The following is a 20311-nucleotide window of genomic DNA, read 5'->3' as shown; positions in this document are numbered from 1 at the left end:
ATTCTCGGCTCCTCGTCCCACTAATCGGAGAATTCTCCGCTTGAGGCAGCCTAACCGGAATTCTCTCCGGTTGTCATCGGTATGCTCGACCCCGTGTGGGAACGTCGCCTTCTGCCCGTCATCGGCCAGCCGCAGCCGGAGCGAGCCGACGCCGTACGCAACCGGCGCAAGATCCTCGACGTGGCGGCCAGGATGATCACCGAGCACGGCACCGACGGCCTGTCGCTCGACGAGGTGGCCCGCGCCGCGGGGGTCGGCGTGGGTACGGTCTACCGGCGTTTCGGCGATCGTACGGGACTGCTCATGGCCCTGCTGGACGAGCACGAGCGACGCTTCCAGGAGGCGTTCCTCGCCGGCCCGCCACCGCTGGGCCCCGGCGCGCCGCCCGACGAGCGGGTGATCGCCTTCCTGCACGCGCTCGTGGACCGCATCGTGGCCCAGGAGGACCTGTACGTGCTGCTGGAGCGCAGCCGCAAGGCGAACATCGGGATGGGCCCGTACGGGCTGCACCACGTCCACCTGGCCGCGCTGCTGACCCAGGTGCGGCCGGGCACGCCCACGGCCTACCTGGCCGACGCGCTGCTCGCCCCCGCCAACGCCTGCCTGATCGCCTACCAGCGCCACGAACGGGGCATGACCGTCGACGACATCAAGGCGGGACTGACCCTGCTGGCCGAGTCGGTCATGCGCTGAGGTCAGCCGTCTTCCTCCGCGCGGACGTTCAGGCGGTCGTCGCTCAGCCGGATCGTCAGACGGGAGCCGGGCGCGACGTCCTTGGCCAGGCGGACGACGTCGCCCGACGGGTGCTGGACGATCGCGTAGCCGCGTTCGAGCGTCGCGGCGGGGGACAGGGAGACCAGCCGGGCCCGCAGATGGGCCAGGTCGTCGGCGGCCCGGTCGAGCGAGCTCGACAACGACCGCCTGGCCCGGTCGCGCAGCGCCTCCGCCTGCTCGGCGCGGCGCTCCAGCTCGCGTACGGGATCGGCGAGCGACGGCCGGGAGCGTACGGAGGTCAGCCAGGACATCTCGCGATCGAGCCAGCCGCTCATCACCCGGCGGCCACGGTCGCGCAGCTGGCGCACCAGCGACAGCTGCTCGCCCACGTCAGGCACCACCTTCTTGGCGGCGTCGGTGGGCGTCGATGCGCGTACGTCGGCCACCAGGTCGAGCAGCGGGCTGTCCTGCTCGTGGCCGATCGCGCTGACCACGGGGGTGCGGCAGGCGGAGACGGCGCGTACCAGCGTCTCGTCGGAGAACGGCAGCAGATCCTCGAGCGAGCCGCCGCCCCGGGCGATCACGATGACCTCGACCGAGGAGTCGGCGTCGAGCTTGCGCAGCGCCTCGGTCACCTCGCCCACCGCGTACGGCCCCTGCACGGCGACTTCCTCGACCTTGAACGTCACCGCCGGCCAGCGCCGCCGGGAGTTCTCCAGCACGTCGCGCTCGGCCGCCGACTCGCGCCCGCAGATCAGCCCGATCGTGCCGGGCAGGAACGGCAGCCGCCGCTTCCTGTCGGCGTTGAACAGGCCCTCGGCGGCCAGCAACTGCCGCAGCCGCTCCAGCCTGACCAGCATCTCGCCCACCCCGACGGGGCGCATCTCCAGCGCGGTGAAGGCGAACGAGCCCCTGTTGACCCAGAAGTCGGGCTTGACGTGCAGCACCACCCGCGAGCCGTTGGCCGGCCGCGGCACCGTGGCCTCGTAGACGCCGCGCGGCGCGGTGACCCTGGCGGACACGTTGGCGATCGGGTCGCGCAGGGTCAGGAACACCGTGCCGCCGCGCGCGCTCAGGTCGGTGATCTCGCCCTCGACCCACACCGTGCCGAGTTTGCCGATCCAGCCGCCCACCATCTGCAGGACCGTGCGGATCGGCAGGGGAGACTCGGGCGAGGTCTTCGAGGTCATGCTGGGAAGACTACGGGGTCCTGTGGGGGTTACTCCGCGGCCTGGAGCTTGGCGAGGCGGTTCTCGAACATCTTGATGACCTCGGGGCGCGCCGTCGTCGCCTTCTCGTACGCCAGGTAGTCGCCGATCTGCTCGGCCGTCTTGCCGCGCATCCTGGCGCGCAGGGACGCGACGGTGAGCTGCCCGTAGCCAGGCAGCGGCTCGGTCATGTCCACCTTGGCGGGGGAGGCGGCCGGCTCGGGAGCGGCGGCGGGCTCGGGCGCCGGCGCGGGCTCCTCGGTCGCCGCTGCGGGCTCGGGCGCCGCGACCGGCTCAGCGGCCTTCGACTCGGTCGCCTTCGGCTTGGCGGCCTTGGAGGTCTTGGAGGTCTTGGAGGTCTTGGCCGGCTTCTCTGCGACCGGCTCCTCGACGGCGGGCTTCTCTGCGACCCGCTCCTCGACGGCGGGCTTCTCTGCGACCGGCTTCTCGACGGCGGGCTCGGCCACGGCCTTGGGCGCGGCAGGGGCGACCACCGGAGCAGCGGGCTCCGGAGCAGCCTCAGCGGCGGCGGCCTCGGGCTTGGGCTCGTCGGTCTTGGCGGGGGCGAAGATGACCGGGTCGGGCTTGGTCTTGGCGACGCCGTTCGGCTCGGGCCGCGGCGCGAAGATGACCGGCTCCTTGCGGGCCGGCTTGTCGTCGTCCTCGGTCTCGGCGGGCTTGGCGGCGACCTGCTCGGCGGCGGAGGGACGGGAGTCGTACTCCTCCTCCTCGCGCTCCTCCTTGCCGCCCTTCCCCTTGATCGAGTTCTTCATGCGATCGACGAGCAGCAGCGCCTGCCCGGCGGCGCTCAAGGTGGTCTGGACGACGAGCAGCGGCAGGTCCTTGGCCTTCTCCTTGAGCTCGTCCTTGTTGGTGACGGTTTTAGCGATGTTGCGTAGCACGTCGCTGAAGGACATGTACGTCTCCCTGGGAGGTCAGTTTTGGACGGCCAGTCTGGCGCACCGCGGGCGGGCACCGCACGCGCAGGCCGATTGGCCGCTCCACGTAGCATAAGAAGTATGGAGCCCCAGACCCCCACTTCCCGCCGAGTCCTCGTAGCCAAGCCACGGGGCTACTGCGCCGGAGTCGATCGAGCCGTCGTCGCGGTCGAGAAGGCGCTGGAGCAGTACGGCGCGCCGGTCTACGTCCGCAAGCAGATCGTCCACAACACGCACGTGGTGAAGACCCTTGAGGCCAGGGGCGCCATCTTCGTCGACGAGACCGAGGAGGTGCCGGAGGGCCAGATCGTGGTCTTCTCGGCCCACGGCGTCTCGCCCGCGGTGCACGAGGAGGCCAGGCAGCGCAACCTGCGCACGATCGACGCCACCTGCCCGCTGGTGACGAAGGTGCACAACGAGGCCAAGCGGTTCGCCAAGGACGACTACGAGATCCTGCTGATCGGCCACGAGGGCCACGAGGAGGTCGAGGGCACCTCGGGTGAGGCGCCCGAGCACATCAGGCTCATCGACGGCCTCGACGCGGTCGACCAGGTCGAGGTGAAGGACCCGAGCAAGCTGGTGTGGCTGTCGCAGACCACGCTGTCGGTCGACGAGACCACCGAGACCGTCTCGCGGCTCAAGCAGCGCTTCCCCAACCTGCTCGACCCGCCGAGCGACGACATCTGCTACGCGACCCAGAACCGGCAGGTCGCGGTGAAGGAGATCGCGGCCGAGGCCGAGCTGGTCATCGTCGTCGGCTCCGACAACTCCTCCAACTCCAAGCGGCTGGTGGAGGTGGCGAAGGACTACGGCGCGCAGGCGTCGTACCTCGTCGACAACGCCGACTTCATCCGCGACGAGTGGCTCGACGGCGTCACCACGGTGGGCGTCACGAGCGGCGCGTCGGTGCCGGACGAGCTGGTGCAGGAGGTGCTCGCGCGGCTGGCCGGCCACGGGTTCGGCGACGTGACCGAGGTCGAGCCGGTGCAGGAGAGCATGCGCTTCGCGCTGCCCCACGAGCTGCGCAAGGACCTGCGGGTCTCTTAGTCCTCGCCGCGCGGGGTGCCGTACACCTTGGGCTCGAAGTACCCCTCGGGCTCGGGCACGAACGACTGACGCGGGCGCGCGGCCTCCGCGCCCGCCTTCAGTTCTTCGCGCAGCTCGCGCACGTTGTCGCGCAGGCCGCGCCGCCAGGCCACGCCGAGCACGATGGCCGAGCCGGCGAACAGCCAGGGCGCGCCGCGCGTCATCGATGTGTAGAGGCCGAGCGCCAGCGACTGCACGATCGACACCGACCCGAACGCCCGCCCGAGCTCGACGAACAGCGTGGCGCAGAAGAACACCAGCGGCGGCGTCACCACCAGCGACAGCAGCTCGCGCCGGTTGACCAGCAGCACGCCGAGCGCGCTGGCGAGCACGAACGCGGCCCCCACGACGTGTTCGACGTCGAGCAGGGCGGCGAGCACATAGCCCGCCAGAGTGGCGACCAGGGCGAGCGCGATGGCACCGCGAGCCGTCAGCCTGACGGCAGAACGCCTGCCCTTCTCACCCACGTGGCCCACCCCCATTTACTGCGACCCGTTGGCCAACTTACCGTTCGCGTGGGTTATCAGAGATGAGGTTTCGAGCAGTTCGGGGGAGGCCAAAGGCCTGGGCAGCCCTTCGAGCATCTCCGGGGCGTCGAGTTCGCCCTCGACCACGCCCAGATCGTTAAGTTTGCGCGCGGTGACCAGGACGCGGCTTTCGAGAGATCCGACCGACTTGTTGTACGCCTCCACGGTCCGCGTCAGCGCCCGGCCGAGCGACTCGACGTTCCTGCCCAGTGACGACAGCCGCTCGTACAGCTCCTTGCCCAATTCGAACACCGTGCGCGCGTTCTCGCTGAGCGCCGCCTGCTGCCAGGCGTAGTGCGCGGTGCGCAGCATGGTGATCAGCGTGGTCGGGGTGGCGATGTGCACCCGGCGGGTCATCGCGTACTCCAGCAGCCCTGGGTCGCGTTCGAGCGCCGGCGCGAGGAACGCCTCCCCGGGGATGAACAGCACCACGAACTCCGGCGACGGGTTGAACCCCTGCCAGTACGCCTTGGCCGCCAGCCGGTCGATGTGCTCGCGTACGTGCCTGGCGTGGGCGTCGAGCCGGACGGACGCGAGCGACTCGTCGGACGCCTCTGCCGCCTCCAGATAGGCCGCCAGCGACACCTTGGAGTCGACCACGATGTTCTTGCCGCCGGCGAGCCTGACGACCATGTCGGGCCGCATGGAGCCCTCGGTGACCTGCTCGTCGAAGTCGCAGAAGCGCTGCATCCCGGCGATCTCGGCGACCCTGCGCAGCTGCAGCTCGCCCCACCGCCCCCGCGCCTCGGGCCGCTGCAGCGCCCTGACCAGCGCGGTCGTCTGCGAGCGCAGCTGCTCGTTGCTCTGCCGGACGAACTCCATCTGCTTGGCCAGCTCGGCCCGTGCCACCTTCTGGCCCGTCTCGGTGTCGCGCAGCTGCTCCTCGACGCGGGCGAGCGCGTCCTTCAGCGGCTCGACCAGGTGCTCGACGGCCTGCCTTCGCTGGTCGAGATCGCCCGCGGCCTCGGCGCGGGTGGCGGCGAGGCGCGTCTCGGCGAGCTCAAGGAAGCGGATGTTGTTGACGTCGAGCGCCCGCGTGGACAGCGCCTGGAACCGCTCGGCGAGCTGCTCCTCGACGTAGACGAGCTTCTCGGCGGACGCCTTCGCCCTGGCGTCGGCCTCGGCGACCCGCACCGCCGCCCGCGTCCGCGCGACGAGGAACCCGACGAGCAACCCGACGGCCAGACCGATGACAAGCGAGACGACGTCCACTCCAGCGATGATGGCAAAACTTGGGGCCGCGCTTCTTCCCGACACGCTTGGGCGTTCCGCTTGTGCGGTCCATCGACGGTCACGCAGAGTACAGGGATGAACACGCTCCCGAAGGTGGCCGCCGCCTGCGGCGCCCTGGCGCTCACGCTGATCGCGCTGGCCGGGGCCGTCGTCGCGGGCTCGCAGACGGGCGTGCGCGAGACCGGCCCGCCGCGTCCGGTGCTGCGCTGGTCGCCCGGCGCGTGCGTGACGGCCGACTACGCGCTCACCGCGTGCAACGGCGGCCGGTCCGAGGTGGTGGCGCTGGCCTCCGACCCGCCCGGGCCGGGCGAGTGCCCGGTGGATACCGACGACGTGCTGCGGGTGGGCAAGGGCAGGACGGCGTGCGTACGCAACTTCCTCGATCCGCACCCGGGCGCGCCCGGCGGGGGCGGCGGCCTGCTCAGGCCCGGCGACTGCGTCTCGCTGGACGGCCGCGAGCACCCCTGCGCGGGCTCCGGCTGGTACGGCCGCGCACTCGCGCTCGCCCCCGCCCCCGAGACCTGCCCTGACGGCACCCTCGACACCCTCCAGGCCGGCGCCCAGGTCCTCTGCCTCGGCCGGGGCGGTCAGGTGCTCGACGAGGGCGCCTGCGTGGCCGAGCCGCCCGCGAACGTGACCGCCAGGTCCGCCCTCACCCGCGTGCCGTGCGACGCGCCGCACGCCTGGGCGAAGGTGCTCGCGTTCACGTCCTCGCCCGATGACTGCCCGGAGCGCGCGCGCCGCTACCTCCGCGCCGAGGGCGGCTATCGTCCGGTTACCTGTCTGTACGTCGCCAGCCAGTAAACTCGCTGACCGTGAACGAGCGCAGCGAGGCGACAACCAGCAGTCAGAGACTTCCGCGAGAGACGGAGCCGCTCCGATGAGTCTGTCCATCGGCATCGTCGGTTTGCCCAACGTCGGCAAGTCCACGCTGTTCAACGCGCTGACCAAGACCGGCAACGCGCTCGCGGCCAACTACCCGTTCGCCACCATCGAGCCCAACGTCGGCATCGTCGGCGTGCCCGACGACCGGCTGCCCGTGCTGGCCGAGATCTTCGGCTCGGCCCGCATCCTGCCCGCCAAGGTCGAGTTCGTCGACATCGCGGGCCTGGTCAAGGGCGCGTCCGAGGGCCAGGGCCGGGGCAACCAGTTCCTCGCCAACATCCGCGACACCGACGCGATCTGCCAGGTCATCCGGGTCTTCAGCGACCCCGACGTGACCCACGTCGACGGTGAGATCTCTCCCAAGCGCGACATCGAGACCATCAACACCGAGCTGATCATGGCCGACCTGCAGACGGTGGAGAAGGCCGTGCCGCGCCTGCAGAAGGAGGCGCGCAACAACAAGGACAAGAAGGCCGCGCTGGAGGCCGCGGAGGCCGCGCTGGCCGTCCTGGAGACCGGCAAGACCATCTTCGAGAGCGGTCTCGACCGCGACGAGCTGCGCGAGCTCCACCTGCTCACCGCCAAGCCGTTCCTGTACGTCTTCAACCTCGACGCCGACGAGCTGACCGACACCGCGCTGAGGGAGCAGCTGTCCACGCTGGTCGCGCCCGCCGAGGCGGTGTTCCTCGACGCCAAGATCGAGTCCGAGCTGGTCGAGCTCGACGAGGAGGAGGCGCTGGAGCTGCTGCAGTCGGTCGGCCAGGAGGAGTCGGGGCTGCGCCAGCTCGCCAGGGTCGGCTTCGAGACGCTCGGCCTGCAGACCTACCTGACGGCCGGCCCGAAGGAGACCAGGGCCTGGACGATCCGCAGGGGCGCCACCGCGCCGGAGGCGGCCGGCGTGATCCACACCGACTTCCAGCGCGGCTTCATCAAGGCCGAGGTCGTCTCGTTCGACGACCTGGTGGAGGCCGGCTCCATCGCCAGCGCCCGCTCGGCCGGCAAGGCCAGGATCGAGGGCAAGGACTACGTCATGCGCGACGGCGACGTCGTGGAGTTCCGCTTCAACGTCTGAGCGCCCCGCCGCCCGCCAATCACGCTCGGTGATCTTCGCTTGCGGTAGGTTACCGACGGCGGACGGCGGTGCAGCCCGTCTGGCGTGCTCATTCCCGGCGGCCGTCCATCGCTTGCCGCCGGGACAACTGATGCGTCAACCATTCTGGGCCCCCGCGCGTCGAATCGTCACGGCGTTCACGCTGACTCGGGAGGCCCTCATGATCCGTCGCATCATCCGGAAACGACGCCCGGCACCCACCCTCACCGGCATCAGCCTGGAGGAGGAGCTCGCCCTCATCAGGGTCGAGCTGATGTACGGCCTGCGCGTCAACCGCGAGGAGTACCTCCGCAGGAAGGTGGACGAGCGCAACGAGATGGCCACGCGCATGCGCGAGCGCGAGCCCGCCGAGATGCTGGCCGATCTGCGCCACTCGCTCGAGCGGTCGGTGCGCCCGACCGTCGTCGACCTCCACAGCAGGCGCCAGGCGCGCGCGCACCAGGACCCAGAGCCCGCCTGAGCACAGGTTTCCATGCTGCCCGGCCGTGACCTCCGGCGCGCGAGCCATGCCGATTCCGCAGGTCGGGACAGTTCATGCCTGTTTTGGACAGGAATCCGTGGCCGCCGCGCTACCCGATTTTAGGCGTCTGGCCTGGTCAAAAGCTGTTTCTGCCGGGAACTGACAGGAATCGGCACTGCGGCCTGTCATACGGGCCCGGTTTGCCGTGCGGACGGTCATGCCGCAGCATGGGCGTGGCTTTCCTGGAACAATGGCGGAGACCGGATAGGGTGGCTACTTCACCGCGGATGATGGGGATCGGCAACGGACGACACCGCGCCAGCCGGGGGGATCGGCGCGAGCGGAGGCGTGATGGCTCGTAGGTCTACCGTCCACGATCCTCGGATCGCTGACGGCCCCGGGCTTTCCGCAACCCTTGACACGGCTGACTTCGACGCGCCGCCGCCGCGCCGGCCGCGGCGTGGCGGCTGGTCGGGTGGCGGCGGGCGCTGGCTGGTATGGACCGGCCGCGTCATTCTCTGGGCGCTTATTGTGGTTATCGTGGTGAATGGGATTCGTGCCCCATTTGAGCGGTTTACCCAGCAAGAGCCTGCGACGCCCAATGGCGCCGTGCAGGCCGACCATGGATTCCCGACCGAGCGCGGCATGGCATTCGCCGCCCAGATCGCCGGGGTCTATCTCAATTTCAGCCCGGAAGACGCGGCGAGCAGGTCGGGCAAGCTCGCCGCATTCCTCGCGGCCGGCATGGACCAGCAGATGGGCTGGGACGGCTACGGCAAGCTGGCCGCCGTCGCGATCCAGCCGTACGACGTCGAGGTCACCGACGCCCAGAACGCCGTGGTCAGCGTGGCCTTCCAGTCGGGGCCCAAGCGCATGATCCTCACCGTGCCCGTCTACTTCTCCGGCGACGACGCCGGGCGCTTCGTGGTCTCGGGCCGCCCCGCCATCCTGCCCGCGCCGGCTCCCGCCGACCTGCCCCAGGTCGCCGCGCCAGAGACGGACGACGCCGCGGCGGCGGAGCTGAAGCCGCAGCTCGAAGGCTTCTTCAAGGAATACGCTTCTGGCGACTCCGCCGGGCTGCAGCGCTACGTCGCCGCCGGCAAGAGCCTGCCGAGCTTCGGCGGCACGTTCACCTTCTCGCAGCTCAAGGAAGTCGTGGTGCCTGTGGGGGGTGCCACAAGAGAGATCCAGGCGGTCGTGGTGTGGGCCGTGCAGAGCGATGCCCCATCACCGTCTCCCGATGCCACCGACCCGGCCGTGGTCGGGGGCACGCTCGAGCAGGCCTACCGGCTGACCGTCGAGAAGCAGGGCGACAAATGGTTCGTCGCCGACATCCGCGGCGGCGGCCGGTCCGTTGGATAGACGCACGGCCGCGCTGCTGAACGGTACCCCCCGGGAGGACAAGAAGTGACCTTGAAGACCATATTGCTCACCTTGATGGAGATGACGCCCACGCCGACTCCCACGGGCATCGACACCGGGGGGCTCGCCAACTTCCTGCGGGCGTTCTTCGCCCCGCTGTTCCTCGTCGTCGTCTCCGTGGTGGCGCTGTTCTTCCTCTTCACGCGGGAGATCACCCGTTTCGTACAGTTCCTGATCTTGGCCGTGGCCATCGGGGTGATCTTCTACGTTCCCAACATCATCGAGGTGACGGCGAGGGCGATCGCGGGCGCACTGGGCATCAAGTAAGGGTTGAGACCGCTTTCCCGCGGTCATGTACGAGCGGGTGGAGAGGAGGACCGCGTTGGACCTGCCCACGTATACGAACATCTGGCGTATCGAGAAGCGGCTCTACAAGCTGTACGACCTACGGCTGCCCATGCCGCTGCCCATCGTCTGGATCGGCGTGTTCGTCGGGGTGTTCGTCCCGTGGTCCCTCTTGCTGGTCCTGGTCGGCGTGCCGGTGGAGATGCCCTGGCACGTGCTGTTCCTGGTGCCGCCCGGCATCGTCACGTGGCTGTCCACCCGGCCCGTCATCGAGGGCAAGCGGCTCACCGAGCTGCTGGAGTCCCAGCTGCGCTACCTCGGGCAGCCCAAGGCCTGGTACCGCCTCGCGCCCTCGTCCGAGCCCGAGGTCGTCGCCTTCTCCGGCCGGGTCTGGCGGGCCGCGCCCGCGCGGGTCAAGGCCACCAAGGCCACGCGGGCGGGCAAGGCGGCCAAGGCGGCCAAGGCGGCCAAGGCGCCGCGCAAGGAACGCAGGACGCAGCGGCGCCGCGAGGGTCAGCTCACCGGGCCGCGGCAGGTCCGTCCCGCCGTCGCCGCCGCGGCGGCCGCCGCCTCACAGGCGCCCGTCGCCGAGCCGGCGGCCGGGCGTACGGGGTGGGGGTCCCGCAGGGGTACAGCGCCCGCTCTCAAGGCTCCGGCCCTGCCGGCGGGCACCGGCGCCCCGGGCGGGGGCGTACGGCGCGAGGAGGGCCTCTCAGGCGGCTCTGGGCGCAGCCAGGAACCTGTGCCCCTCATGGACGAGGTCATCGGCACCGCCCGCCGCGCCTCCACCGACCGCATCGTCCTCCACCCGGACATACGAGACGGGGGTGACGGACGAGACGGGGGTGACCTGCGGGGCGCTGGTGACCTGCGGGGCGGCGGTGACATGCGGGGCGGAAGTGACCTGCGGGGCGGAGGTGACGTGTGGGGCGGGGGTTCTGACATCCGCCGCCGCACCCCCGCCGACGAGCCTTTGGACCCCGCCGCCCCCGACCTCACGGCCGACGAGCCCGCCGCTTCGGAGAGCCCCGCGCTGCGTGGCGCGGACCGCACCGCGGACGGTCAAGAGGCCGATGGGCATGGCGCCGATGGGCATGGCGCCGATGGTGTGGTGAGCGGCGTGGCGGGCAAGCCGATCGACACCGAGGCGCTGCGGCGGCTGCGCAAGCTGGCGGCCAGCGCCGACGCGCCGGCCGAGCCGGCGGGCCGAGCCGACACACGGGCCGACACACGGGCCGACGCACAGGCCGACGCACGGGCCGAGGCGGCCTCGCACGTCGAGGGCGGCGGATCTCCGGAGGACGCACGGCACGAGGACGAGATCGCCCGCGACCAGCACAGAAAGGGCCAGCCACCCCGGCTCGCCCCCGGTCTGCTGCTGTCGGGCACCCACCGCGTCTGGCCCCCGCTCAACCCGAACACCAAGCCCACCCCGCGCCCCGCACCCCGCAAGGACGACGAGCAGGCAAAGGGCCGCACCGAGGACCGCACCGAGGGCCGCACCGAGGGCCGCACCGAGGACCGCACCGAGCACCCCGCCCAAGCCCCGGAGACCGGTCGCGAAGTCCAGGCCGGCCACGACCTTCCGGCCGGCCCCACTCCGTCCCGGACCGACGGCACGAGTGCCCCGGCAGACGAGAGGGAAGCTGCGGCGCCGGAGCCATCGGCCACGGCGTCCGCGCCGGAGGCGGGGACGCCGGTGCCCGCCTCAGGTCCGGCCGCCGAGCCGCACGCGAACGACGACCTGCGCCCGCTCCCCAAGATGCCCGCCACCGAGCCCGGCGAGCTCGCGACCGCGGGCGGGGAAGCCCCGGCCCAGGACACCGTCCAGGCGAGCGGTGAGGACACCGGCAACGACGCCGAGCCGAGGTCGGCCACGGGCGACGCGGACGAGCGCCCGGCCGCGCCGGTGATCGAGCAGGCCGCGGAAGGTGCCCCCACCGATCAGCGCCCGGCCGCTGCGTCCAGCGCTGAGGCGGTCGATGAGAACGAGACCCCACAGGCGAGCGCTGAGCCGAGGAGCACCGAGGGCTCGGCCGCCGGAGGTGAGACGCCGACGGTTGCGGGTGAGCGTGAGCAGGGTCGTGAGCGGTCGCGCTCGGCGGCCGGGCGTGAGGCGGCTGCCGAGAATCCGACCGTTGCCGGTGCGCCGGAGGCGGCTGAGGGGCAGGTCATTCCGCTCGGCCGGGAGCGCCGGGAGCGCAAGGAGGCAGCCGCCGCGCGTCCGAGCGAGGCGCCGGGCCGAGAGGCCGCCGGCGGGCGTTCGGATGCGGCGGGCCGGGAGGCCGCTGGCGGGCGTTCGGGTGCGGCGGGCCGGGAGGTTGCCGGCGGGCGTTCGGGTGCGGCGGGGCGTGCGGGTGCCGATGAGCGGTCCGGGCGGGCGGCGGGTTCGTCGCGGCCGGGGCGGGAGATGGCGGCGCGGTTGCCTCGGTGGGATGTGACCGAGCCTGACGGCGATGAGGCCGGGCGGCGGGCGGCCGACGTGCCGGTGCCGGGGCCTCGTGGTGAAGGGCGGGTGCGGAGGGTCGAGTCCGTCGTGGGACGCGACTCCGGCGGATGGCGGCGGATCGCTCAGGTCGTCGTCGGCGGTGGCGGGGTGCGTACCGACGGGTCGGAGCTGGACGAGGCGCGGGCCCGCGCGGTGTTCGGCGGCAGCCGCAGGGTCGTCGTGCTGGGGTGCACCGGTGGGGCGGGGCAGAGCACGACGGCGCTGATGCTGGGGCACACCTTCGCGCAGTACAGGGACGACAGGGTGGTGGCGGTCGATGCGAGCACCGGCGGCGGCACCCTGACCAGCAAGATCGAGCCGGAGACCCCCGAAACCCTGACGTCGTTGCTGTCGGGTCTCGACCGGGTCAGCGGCTACCTCACGATGCGGGGATACACCACGCGGACCGCCTCGGGCCTCGAGGTGATCAGCGCGGACACCGACGCGGGCGCCGAGCAGCGGCTCGCGGACCGGTCCTTCTTCTCCGACCGCCGGATCGGCGAATCCATGCGCCTGCTCGACCGCCACTACAAGCTGGCAGTCATCGACCCGGCCGCCGCGCTGGCGGCCAGGTTGCTGCCGTACGCGGACCAGCTCGTCCTGGTGGTGCCGGCGAGCGAGGAGGCGCCGGAAGCGGTGGCGATGACGTACGAGTGGCTCGACGGGCACGGCTGCGCGGAGCTGCGCAGGCGGGCGGTGATGGTGGTCAACGGCGTCAGCAGGCGTTCGATGGCCGACGTCGAGCAGGCGGAGTCGGTGGCCAGGGGCAGGTGCCGGGCCATCGTCAGGGTCCCCTGGGAGGACGACCTGGCGCCTGGCGGCGCGGAGGTGGTCGATCCCGGGCAGTTGCGCGCGGCCGGGCGGCGGGCCTACCTCGCCCTCGCCGGTGTGGTGGTCGCGGGCTTCGCGGCGCAGACCGTACGACCGAGCGAAGAGGAGTTGGCGAGTGACCCCCCGGGCACGAGAATCGGTGAGCGATAAGTGAACAAGCGAGCAGGTCTGGCCCGTTCATGCGCCGAGGGGGCGGCATGAGCAGGGCGTCCCGAGCGCATCAGCGCCTCGCGGTCCGCTACTTCGACGACCGCATTCTGCTCACGGACACCTGCGCATGGGCGTACTTCCGGCTTCCCACGGTCAGCTACGAGTTCGTCACGCCGGAGGAGCGCGAGGCGCTGGCCACCAACATCACGATCGCGCTGGCCGCGATCAGGATGCCCGACGCCGAGGTCCACCTGCGGGTGGCGCACCGCACCTATCCGGCGGCGGAGTGGGCCATGGCGCTGAACGCCACCTCCGACGAGGGGCCCGGCTGGCGCGACTACCTCGAGGAGATGTACCGGCACGTCTGGGCGAAGGACTTCTGGACCAAGGAGGTCTATCTCGGGGTGCGCCTCGGCCCGCGCGGCAAGCAGCTCGGCAGCGGCGTGCTCTCCCAGCTCTTCGGCTTCTACCAGAAGACGGAGAAGACGCTGGGCATGGAGGACGACCACGTACCCGACAGCGAGATCGGCCGGTGGACCGAGTCGGCCGAGCGGCTCGGCAGGGCGCTCGCGTCGAGCGCGCTCTACGCCAGGCACGCCACCTCGACGGAGGTGGCGTGGCTGTTCCAGCACGCGGCGGCGGGCTCGCTCGGTGATCCGCCGCCGTCGGCGAGCCCGCGGCGGCGCTGGGGCAGGGGCGAGATCGAGTCGCTGGTCGAGGGGGAGATCCACAACGGCAGGTCGCTGCTGCGGATCGTGCAGCCCCAGGGCGACTCGTACGTCGCGCATCTGTCGTTCGCGCGCTTCCCCGACCTGATGCCGTTCCCCGACGGCGAGCCGTGGATGCATTTCGCGGACCAGCTGCCGTTCCCGGTGGAGATCTCCTCGCGGATGCGGCTGATCCCGCCGGTGAAGGCGTCGAAGGACGTGGCGCGCAAGCTGGCGCACGCCCGCGACATGGACCACCACATCAGGGAGGCGGGCGCGGAGGCGCCGCTGGCGCTGGCCGAGCAGATCGACGCGGCCCGCATGCTGGAGCACGGCATCACCAAGGAGCGCCTGCCCTTCGTGTACGGCTGGCACCGCCTGATCATCTCGGCCCCCACCGAGGACATCTGCGTGCAGCGGGTGGAGGCGGTGGTGGAGCACTACCGCGACATGGGCATCGACGTGGTCAACTCGACGGGCGACCAGTTCTCGCTGTTCTGCGAGGCGCTGCCGGGCGAGAAGGTCAGGGTCAACGCCTACGCCCAGCGGCAGCCGCTGCGCACGATCGCGGGCGGCATGGCCACGGCCACGGTCGATCTCGGCGACCGGCTGGGCGAGGGCAGCGAGGGCTGGCTGGGGCCGTACATCGGGGAGACGGTCGGCAGGGCGCGCAGCATCGTGCATTTCGACCCGCTGGTGGCGGCGACCCGTAACAGGCCGACGGCCATCGCGATCACCGGCGAGCCCGGCGGCGGCAAGACCACGCTGGCGCTGCTGATGATCTACCAGATGGCGTTGCGCGGCGTGACGGTCGCGGTCATCGACCCCAAGGGCGACGCGGAGTCGCTGGTGCAGCTGCTGGACAAGCGCGGGCGCAAGGCGAGGGTGATCCCGCTCGGTTCGGCGGCGCCGGGTCTGCTCGACCCGTTCTCGTTCGGCGACGACATCGCGGCGAAGAAGACGATGGCCACCGAGACGCTGCGGCTGCTGCTGCCGCGCATGTCGGAGGAGCGCGAGTCGGCGATGATCCAGGCGGTCGCGGCGGTCTCCAACGGCTCCGACCCGTCGCTCGGCAAGGTCGTCGACTACCTGGAGCGGGCCGACGACGCCGCGTCGAAGAACCTCGGCGCGGTGCTGCGCTCGATGTCGGAGATGCACCTGGCGCGGCTCTGCTTCGACCCGTCGGGCGGCGAGCAGATCGACACCGAGGGGTGGACGACGGTGTTCACGCTGGGCGGGCTGACGCTGCCCGACGTGACCACCGGCAGGGAGGACTACTCCTACGAGCAGCGGCTCTCGGTGGCCCTGCTCTACCTGGTCTCCCAGTTCGCCCGCCGGCTGATGAACGGGCTCGACCGCCGCGCGCCCAAGGCGATCTTCCTGGACGAGGCGTGGGCGATCACGTCCACGCCGGAGGGCGCCAAGCTGGTGCCCGAGGTGAGCAGGATGGGCCGCTCCCGCAACACGGCGCTCGTCCTGGTGTCGCAGAACGCCGGAGACCTGCTCAACGAACAGGTGACCAACTGCCTGTCGTCGGTCTTCGCCTTCAGGTCCACCGAACGGGTGGAGGTGGACCACGTCATGTCCCTGCTCGGGGTGGAGTCGTCGGAGGAGCACAAGGCCGTGCTGCGTTCGCTGGGCAACGGCGAATGCGTATTCCGCGATCTGGATGGCAGGGCGGGCCGCATCGGAGTAGACCTGATCTCCGAGGAACTTCTCCGCTGGCTCGACACGAACCCGACACACGACAAACCCGACGGCGCCGGGCATGATGATCTTCAAGGGGGCGTGGGCAGGGCGCAGGAGGTACGGTCATGAAGATCCGGCTATCCCGACGACTCGCGCTGACGCTCGCGCTCGTCACCGGCATCCTGGTGGTTCCGATCGTGGTGGGGGCGGTGGCCACACCGGTCGCGGCGGCCCCCTGTGACCTGTCGGGCCCGCTGTCGCCCGAGATGGTGGGCAGCGGTGTCGACGGCCTGATCCAGCCGCCGGTGCCCGAGGGCGCCCAGCCCGCGGCGACCACCAACTACGCCCAGTTCGGCATGAGCGGCCAGTTCTGGCACACGCACGAGCTGACCTGCTCCGACTACGTGGCCGTGCTGGGCAACATGTGGGCCAACGGCATCTTCACCGCGGCCAAGGCGGTCGACCGGCTGACGATCACGACGTACCAGGCGGCGGCGACAGAGGGACCGCTCCAGTCCATCAAGGACGTCGTCGACGACATCGTCACGAACCTGTCCAACGCCATGTACTGGCCCTTCCTCCGGCCGATCGTCATCCTCGGCGCCATCTGGCTCGCCTGGTACGGCCTGATCCGCAAGCGCGCCACCACGACCGCCGAGGGCGTCATCTGGATGGTGCTGGCGGTCACCGTGGCCGTCTGGTTCTTCAGCCGGCCCGGCGACTTCACCGGCCTCGGCAAGGTCGTCACCGACAAGACGGGCGAGGTCGTCAACTCGGCCTTCGCCGGCCTGCCCGGCGCCGGCGGCGCGTCCTGCCTGCAGCCGCCTGGCCAGGCCGACGCGCAGGTCAGGGCGGGCGGCTACGCGCAGACCGGCACCCCGGGCGTCGACCAGAACGCCGACGCGCTGTGGTCCACGCTGGTCTGCAAGCCGTGGCTGGTGGGCCAGTTCGGCACCGCCGACCCGCAGCAGCCCATCGTGCGCGACTGGGGCCGCAAGGTGCTGGAGATGCAGTCGGTCCCGCAGGCCGTCGCCGGGCAGGCGGCGCCCGACGTGGGAGCCCGCCAGTCCGAATACGCGGACCTGGCCGACAAGCTGCGCAACGACCCCCGCTACGCCACCTTCTCAGGGCGCGACTGGTCCAACCGGCTCGGCGTGGCGGTGGGCGCGTTCATCGCCGCGCTCGTGGCCGGGCTGCTCATCTTCCTCGTGGCGGTCTCGCTGCTGGTGCTCAAGGTGGGCTTCCTGCTGCTCCTGATACTCGGGCCGATCTTCCTGCTGATCGGCGTCCATCCGGGCAGCGGCCGCATCATCGCCATGCGCTGGGTCGAGATGCTCATCGGCACACTGCTGCGGCAGGCCGTGCTGACCATCGTGCTCAGCGTGCTCGTCTACGGGTACGCGCTCATCATCTCCACCGCCATGCCGTGGGGCATGCAGGTGCTGTTCATGGCGTTGCTGACGATCGCGGTGTTCTTCTACCGGCGGCCGTTCCAGCACCTGTTCGCCTCGATGAGCGGCCACACGGTCGCCACCCGCATGCTGGGCGAGGCGGCCGGCTCGCCGGTGCTCGAGCGGTCGGCGGGGGTGCTGCCGCCGGTCGCCTCGGCCAGGATCGGACGCTGGGGGCTGCGGAAGGCCGAGCCCATCGTCAGGGCGGCGAGCGCGGTCAGCGGCACGGGCGCGGCGGCCTCGGCGGCCGGCTCGATGGCGGCCGGGCAGGTCCGCGTACGCGGGGAGGAAGGGGAGGGCACGCCCTCCGGCACCCGCGTACCGGCGACGGCGGCTCCCCTCGACACCGACCAGCAGGGCGGCAAGGCGGCCGGGCGCGTTGTTCCCGAGCCGCGCAGGGGCACCGCGCCGCCGCTCAACCTGGGCGGCGGTCAGGGACGTACGCGGGGTCCCGCAGCGGGTGGTCCCCGGGTCGGCGGCCCGACCACGAACGGCGCTTCGGGAGGTTCCGGAGCCGGGGCCGGGTCGGGGGGCTGGTTCGGCGGGGCGTCGGGTGGCGGCTGGGCCAGGCGCGGCGGCTCCGCGGGCGGCACCCGCGGTTCGGGCGGCGGCACGCGCAGCTCCCGCTTCGGCGGCTCCGGCGGGTCGGGCGGTTCGGGCGGCGGCGGTCGGTCGCGCGGCTCGGGTGGCGGGCTGTTCGGCGGCGGCGGGTCGCGGTCGGGCGGGTCGCGGTCGGGTGGCGGAGGCGGCAACGGGTCGCGGTCCGGCGGCGGCGGGCTGTTCGGCGGTTCGTCCCGTACGGGCGGCGGCGGCAGGTCGGGCGGTGGCACCTCGCCAGGCCCCAGGATCTTCGGCTCCGACGAGCCCTCCTCCCGCACCTCCGAGGCACCCCCGCTCTGGCTGCGCAGCAGCCGTGACGGCGGTGGCTCCGGAGGTGACAGCCCCTCCGTGCCGTTCTGGCTCAAGCCGAACAACCCCGACAAGGACTGAGACATGGCGCAGCCAGGTGACAGGCGGGGGGTGGCCTTCGCCGCCGTCGTCGTGGTCATCGCCGCGGTCGGCATCTACCTGACGATGTGGCCCGACACGCCCGACCAGGAGCAGGCCGAGCCGCCCGCGGCCCGTACGACCGGCTCGGCCGTGGTGTCCAGCACGCCGCTGGCGACCGCGAGCGCGGCGCCGTTCGACGTCTACTCGTACCTGCCGATGTCGAAGGAGCAGCTCGCGGCGGCGGCGGACCTGGCCGAGCGGTTCACCGCCGAGTACGGCACCTTCCGCTTCGACGAGGACCCGGCGGCGTACGCGGCCAGGCTCAAGGCGTACACCACGCCCGAGCTCGGCAACACGCTGGCCAGGACGCTCACCTCGGCGGGCACCGTCGAGCAGAACCGCAACGACCAGATCGTCTCCACCGCCACCGCCAGTCTCAAGGAGATCAGGCAGGTCGAGAAGAACTCCATCGTCTTCGTCGTCACCGCCACCCGGCAGATCGCCGCGCAGAGCGGTGACAAGCAGGCGAGCGAGGAGTACGCCGTCACGGTCAGCCAGTCGGGGAGCGACTGGCGGATCTACGACATCCTCCCGTCCACCGAGGGCCAGGAGGGAGACACCTCCGGGTGAAGCTCACACGAGGACGCATCGCGCTGCTCGTCGGCCTGGCCGGGTTACTGCTCCTGGTCGCGGTCGTCGTCTCGCCGCTGCTGCTCATGTCGATGCCGTCGTTCCTCAGCAACGGCGGCACCACCGTCGACTGCGACGACCAGGCGCAGGTGGAGGAGGTCTCCGACTCGGCCTCCTCCGACATCCCCGACGACTACCTGGAGCTCTACAAGGAGTACGGCAAGAAGATCGGCGTCCAGTGGAACATCCTCGCCGCCGTCGGCAAGCGCGAGACCGACCACGGCAGGTCCGACCTGCCCGGTGTCAAGAGCGGCACCAACCACGCGGGCGCGGCGGGGCCGATGCAGTTCCTGATCTCCACGTGGGGCGGCAAGGCCAGGGTGCCGATGTCGTCCACGTTCAACGGGTACGCATCCGACGGCGACGGTGACGGCGTCGGCGACGTCTACAACCCGGCCGACGCCATCCTCGGCGCCGCCAAGATGCTCAAGCGCAACGGCGCGCCCGAGAACGTGCGGCAGGCGCTGTTCGTCTACAACCGCGCCTGGTGGTACGTCGACCAGGTCGAGGAGATCGCCAGGAAGTACGCCAAGTCGGGTGAGGTGAAGGTGCCGCCGCAGGCGTCCGAGGACTGCGACGAGCCCCTCGTCGAGGCGGCGCCCAGTGACGTGGTGGCCAAGATCCTGCAGTTCGCGCTGGCGCAGCGCGGCAAGCCGTACCTGTGGGGCGGCACGGGGCCCGACGCGTTCGACTGCTCCGGGGTCATCTACGCGGCCTACCGGTCGGCGGGGCTGTCCATCCCGCGGACGACGTTCGGGCAGTGGCCGTTCGGCGTGAAGATCAAGGCGGGCGAGGAGCAGCCGGGTGACCTGGTGTTCTTCAACTCCGGGCCCGGCACGGCGCCGAACAACCCCGGCCATGTCGGGCTCGTCGTCTCCAAGGGCAAGATGCTGGAGGCGCGGTGCCGGCTGTGCGGGCCCATCAAGGTCACCAGCTACCAAGCCCGCCAGAACCGCGTCGGCTTCACCCGTCCCCTGCAGAACCCCGCTGTGCTGGAGCAGCTCAAGAAGCTGCAGAATCCTGCCCTATGAGAACAGTCGTCGCAGCCGTGATCGTGGCCCCCGGCGGGCGCGTGCTGGCCGCCCAGCGCGCCGAGCCCGCCGCGCTCGCCGGTGGGTGGGAGTTCCCCGGCGGCAAGGTGGATCCGGGGGAGAGCGATGAGGCGGCGCTCGTCCGCGAGTGCCGGGAGGAGATCGGGGTCGAGGTCGCGGTCGGGCGGCGGGTGGGGGCCGACTGGCCGCTCGCCGAGGGGTACGTCATGCGCGTCTGGCTCTGCTCCCTCGCCTCCGGGGAGCCCGTGGCCAAGGAACATCTGGCGCTGCGCTGGCTCGGGCCGGGCGAGTATTACGACGTCGCCTGGCTTTCCGCTGATCTGCCCATCATGAGGGCCGTGGAGAACCTGCTCCCGGAGGATTAGGCCGTTCCTCTCTGTGACACAATGATTAC

General features: G+C 71.4%; 17 protein-coding genes. 13 read left to right on the top strand and 4 right to left on the bottom strand.

All coding sequences use genetic code 11. The annotated features are described in order from the left end of the window. Positions 1-93 precede the first annotated feature (93 nt). Positions 94-693 (top strand): helix-turn-helix domain-containing protein, encoded by a 600-nt coding sequence (locus AB0K28_RS19140; RefSeq protein WP_364371492.1) that lies wholly within the window; start codon positions 94-96, stop codon positions 691-693. A gap of 2 nt (positions 694-695) precedes the next feature. Here the strand turns inward: AB0K28_RS19140 and xseA are convergent, their stop codons facing one another. Together xseA and AB0K28_RS19130 are read right to left on the bottom strand one after the other, a co-directional pair. After that, positions 696-1904, bottom strand: a complete 1209-nt coding sequence (xseA, locus tag AB0K28_RS19135; RefSeq protein WP_364371489.1) for an exodeoxyribonuclease VII large subunit — start codon at positions 1902-1904, stop codon at positions 696-698. A gap of 29 nt (positions 1905-1933) precedes the next feature. After that, a complete protein-coding gene (locus AB0K28_RS19130) occupies positions 1934-2839 on the bottom strand; it encodes a hypothetical protein (protein ID WP_364371486.1) in 906 nt (301 codons plus the stop codon). A gap of 102 nt (positions 2840-2941) precedes the next feature. Here AB0K28_RS19130 and AB0K28_RS19125 point away from each other — a divergent pair, with 102 nt between their 5' ends. Beyond that, the gene (locus AB0K28_RS19125) at positions 2942-3907 is read left to right on the top strand and encodes a 4-hydroxy-3-methylbut-2-enyl diphosphate reductase (protein WP_364371483.1); all 966 of its coding nucleotides are present in this window, start codon (positions 2942-2944) and stop codon (positions 3905-3907) included. On the opposite strand, the gene AB0K28_RS19120 is transcribed toward AB0K28_RS19125, so the two are convergent. Together AB0K28_RS19120 and rmuC are read right to left on the bottom strand one after the other, a co-directional pair. Then, entirely contained in the window at positions 3904-4413 is a 510-nt protein-coding gene (locus AB0K28_RS19120) for a DUF6542 domain-containing protein (RefSeq protein WP_364371480.1), read from the bottom strand. The genes AB0K28_RS19125 and AB0K28_RS19120 overlap by 4 nt on opposite strands. 15 nt (positions 4414-4428) lie before the next feature. Then, positions 4429-5685 (bottom strand): DNA recombination protein RmuC, encoded by a 1257-nt coding sequence (rmuC, locus tag AB0K28_RS19115; RefSeq protein WP_364371477.1) that lies wholly within the window; start codon positions 5683-5685, stop codon positions 4429-4431. 96 nt (positions 5686-5781) lie between these two features. Here rmuC and AB0K28_RS19110 point away from each other — a divergent pair, with 96 nt between their 5' ends. The 11 genes from AB0K28_RS19110 (at position 5782) to AB0K28_RS19060 (ending at position 20282) form a co-directional block, all read left to right on the top strand. Then, positions 5782-6510 carry a hypothetical protein gene (locus tag AB0K28_RS19110; RefSeq protein ID WP_364371474.1) on the top strand — a complete coding sequence of 243 codons (729 nt, stop codon included), beginning with the start codon at positions 5782-5784 and terminating at the stop codon, positions 6508-6510. A gap of 76 nt (positions 6511-6586) precedes the next feature. Continuing rightward, positions 6587-7663: a redox-regulated ATPase YchF gene (gene ychF, locus AB0K28_RS19105; RefSeq protein ID WP_345390032.1), complete on the top strand. Its 1077-nt coding sequence runs from the start codon at positions 6587-6589 to the stop codon at positions 7661-7663. Between the two features lie 199 nt (positions 7664-7862). Further along, the gene (locus tag AB0K28_RS19100; RefSeq protein ID WP_345390029.1) at positions 7863-8162 is read left to right on the top strand and encodes a hypothetical protein; all 300 of its coding nucleotides are present in this window, start codon (positions 7863-7865) and stop codon (positions 8160-8162) included. 351 nt (positions 8163-8513) lie between these two features. Continuing rightward, positions 8514-9524 (top strand): conjugal transfer protein, encoded by a 1011-nt coding sequence (locus AB0K28_RS19095; RefSeq protein WP_364371469.1) that lies wholly within the window; start codon positions 8514-8516, stop codon positions 9522-9524. A gap of 75 nt (positions 9525-9599) precedes the next feature. Next, positions 9600-9851, top strand: coding sequence for a hypothetical protein (locus tag AB0K28_RS19090; protein WP_345409394.1), 252 nt, complete (start codon positions 9600-9602; stop codon positions 9849-9851). 55 nt (positions 9852-9906) lie between these two features. After that, on the top strand, positions 9907-13338 hold the full coding sequence (locus AB0K28_RS19085; protein ID WP_364371466.1) for a TcpE family conjugal transfer membrane protein: 3432 nt from the start codon (positions 9907-9909) through the stop codon (positions 13336-13338). A gap of 47 nt (positions 13339-13385) precedes the next feature. After that, positions 13386-15863 (top strand): ATP-binding protein, encoded by a 2478-nt coding sequence (locus AB0K28_RS19080; RefSeq protein WP_364371463.1) that lies wholly within the window; start codon positions 13386-13388, stop codon positions 15861-15863. Next, positions 15860-18175 (top strand): type IV secretion system protein, encoded by a 2316-nt coding sequence (locus AB0K28_RS19075; protein ID WP_364371460.1) that lies wholly within the window; start codon positions 15860-15862, stop codon positions 18173-18175. The genes AB0K28_RS19080 and AB0K28_RS19075 overlap by 4 nt, the downstream gene beginning before the upstream one ends. A 3-nt stretch (positions 18176-18178) precedes the next feature. Further along, positions 18179-18805, top strand: coding sequence for a hypothetical protein (locus AB0K28_RS19070; protein WP_345390008.1), 627 nt, complete (start codon positions 18179-18181; stop codon positions 18803-18805). Further along, complete coding sequence (locus AB0K28_RS19065) at positions 18802-19896, top strand: bifunctional lytic transglycosylase/C40 family peptidase (RefSeq protein WP_345390005.1); 1095 nt, start codon at positions 18802-18804, stop codon at positions 19894-19896. The genes AB0K28_RS19070 and AB0K28_RS19065 overlap by 4 nt, the downstream gene beginning before the upstream one ends. After that, on the top strand, positions 19893-20282 hold the full coding sequence (locus AB0K28_RS19060; RefSeq protein WP_364371455.1) for a (deoxy)nucleoside triphosphate pyrophosphohydrolase: 390 nt from the start codon (positions 19893-19895) through the stop codon (positions 20280-20282). Before AB0K28_RS19065 ends, AB0K28_RS19060 begins: the two co-directional genes overlap by 4 nt. Positions 20283-20311: the final 29 nt, after the last annotated feature.

Source organism: Nonomuraea sp. NPDC049504 (assembly GCF_040676845.1).
Taxonomy (GTDB): domain Bacteria; phylum Actinomycetota; class Actinomycetes; order Streptosporangiales; family Streptosporangiaceae; genus Nonomuraea; species Nonomuraea salmonea.
The sequence above is the reverse complement of the archived record's forward strand: the minus strand, read 5'-3'. Positions and strand labels throughout refer to the sequence as shown.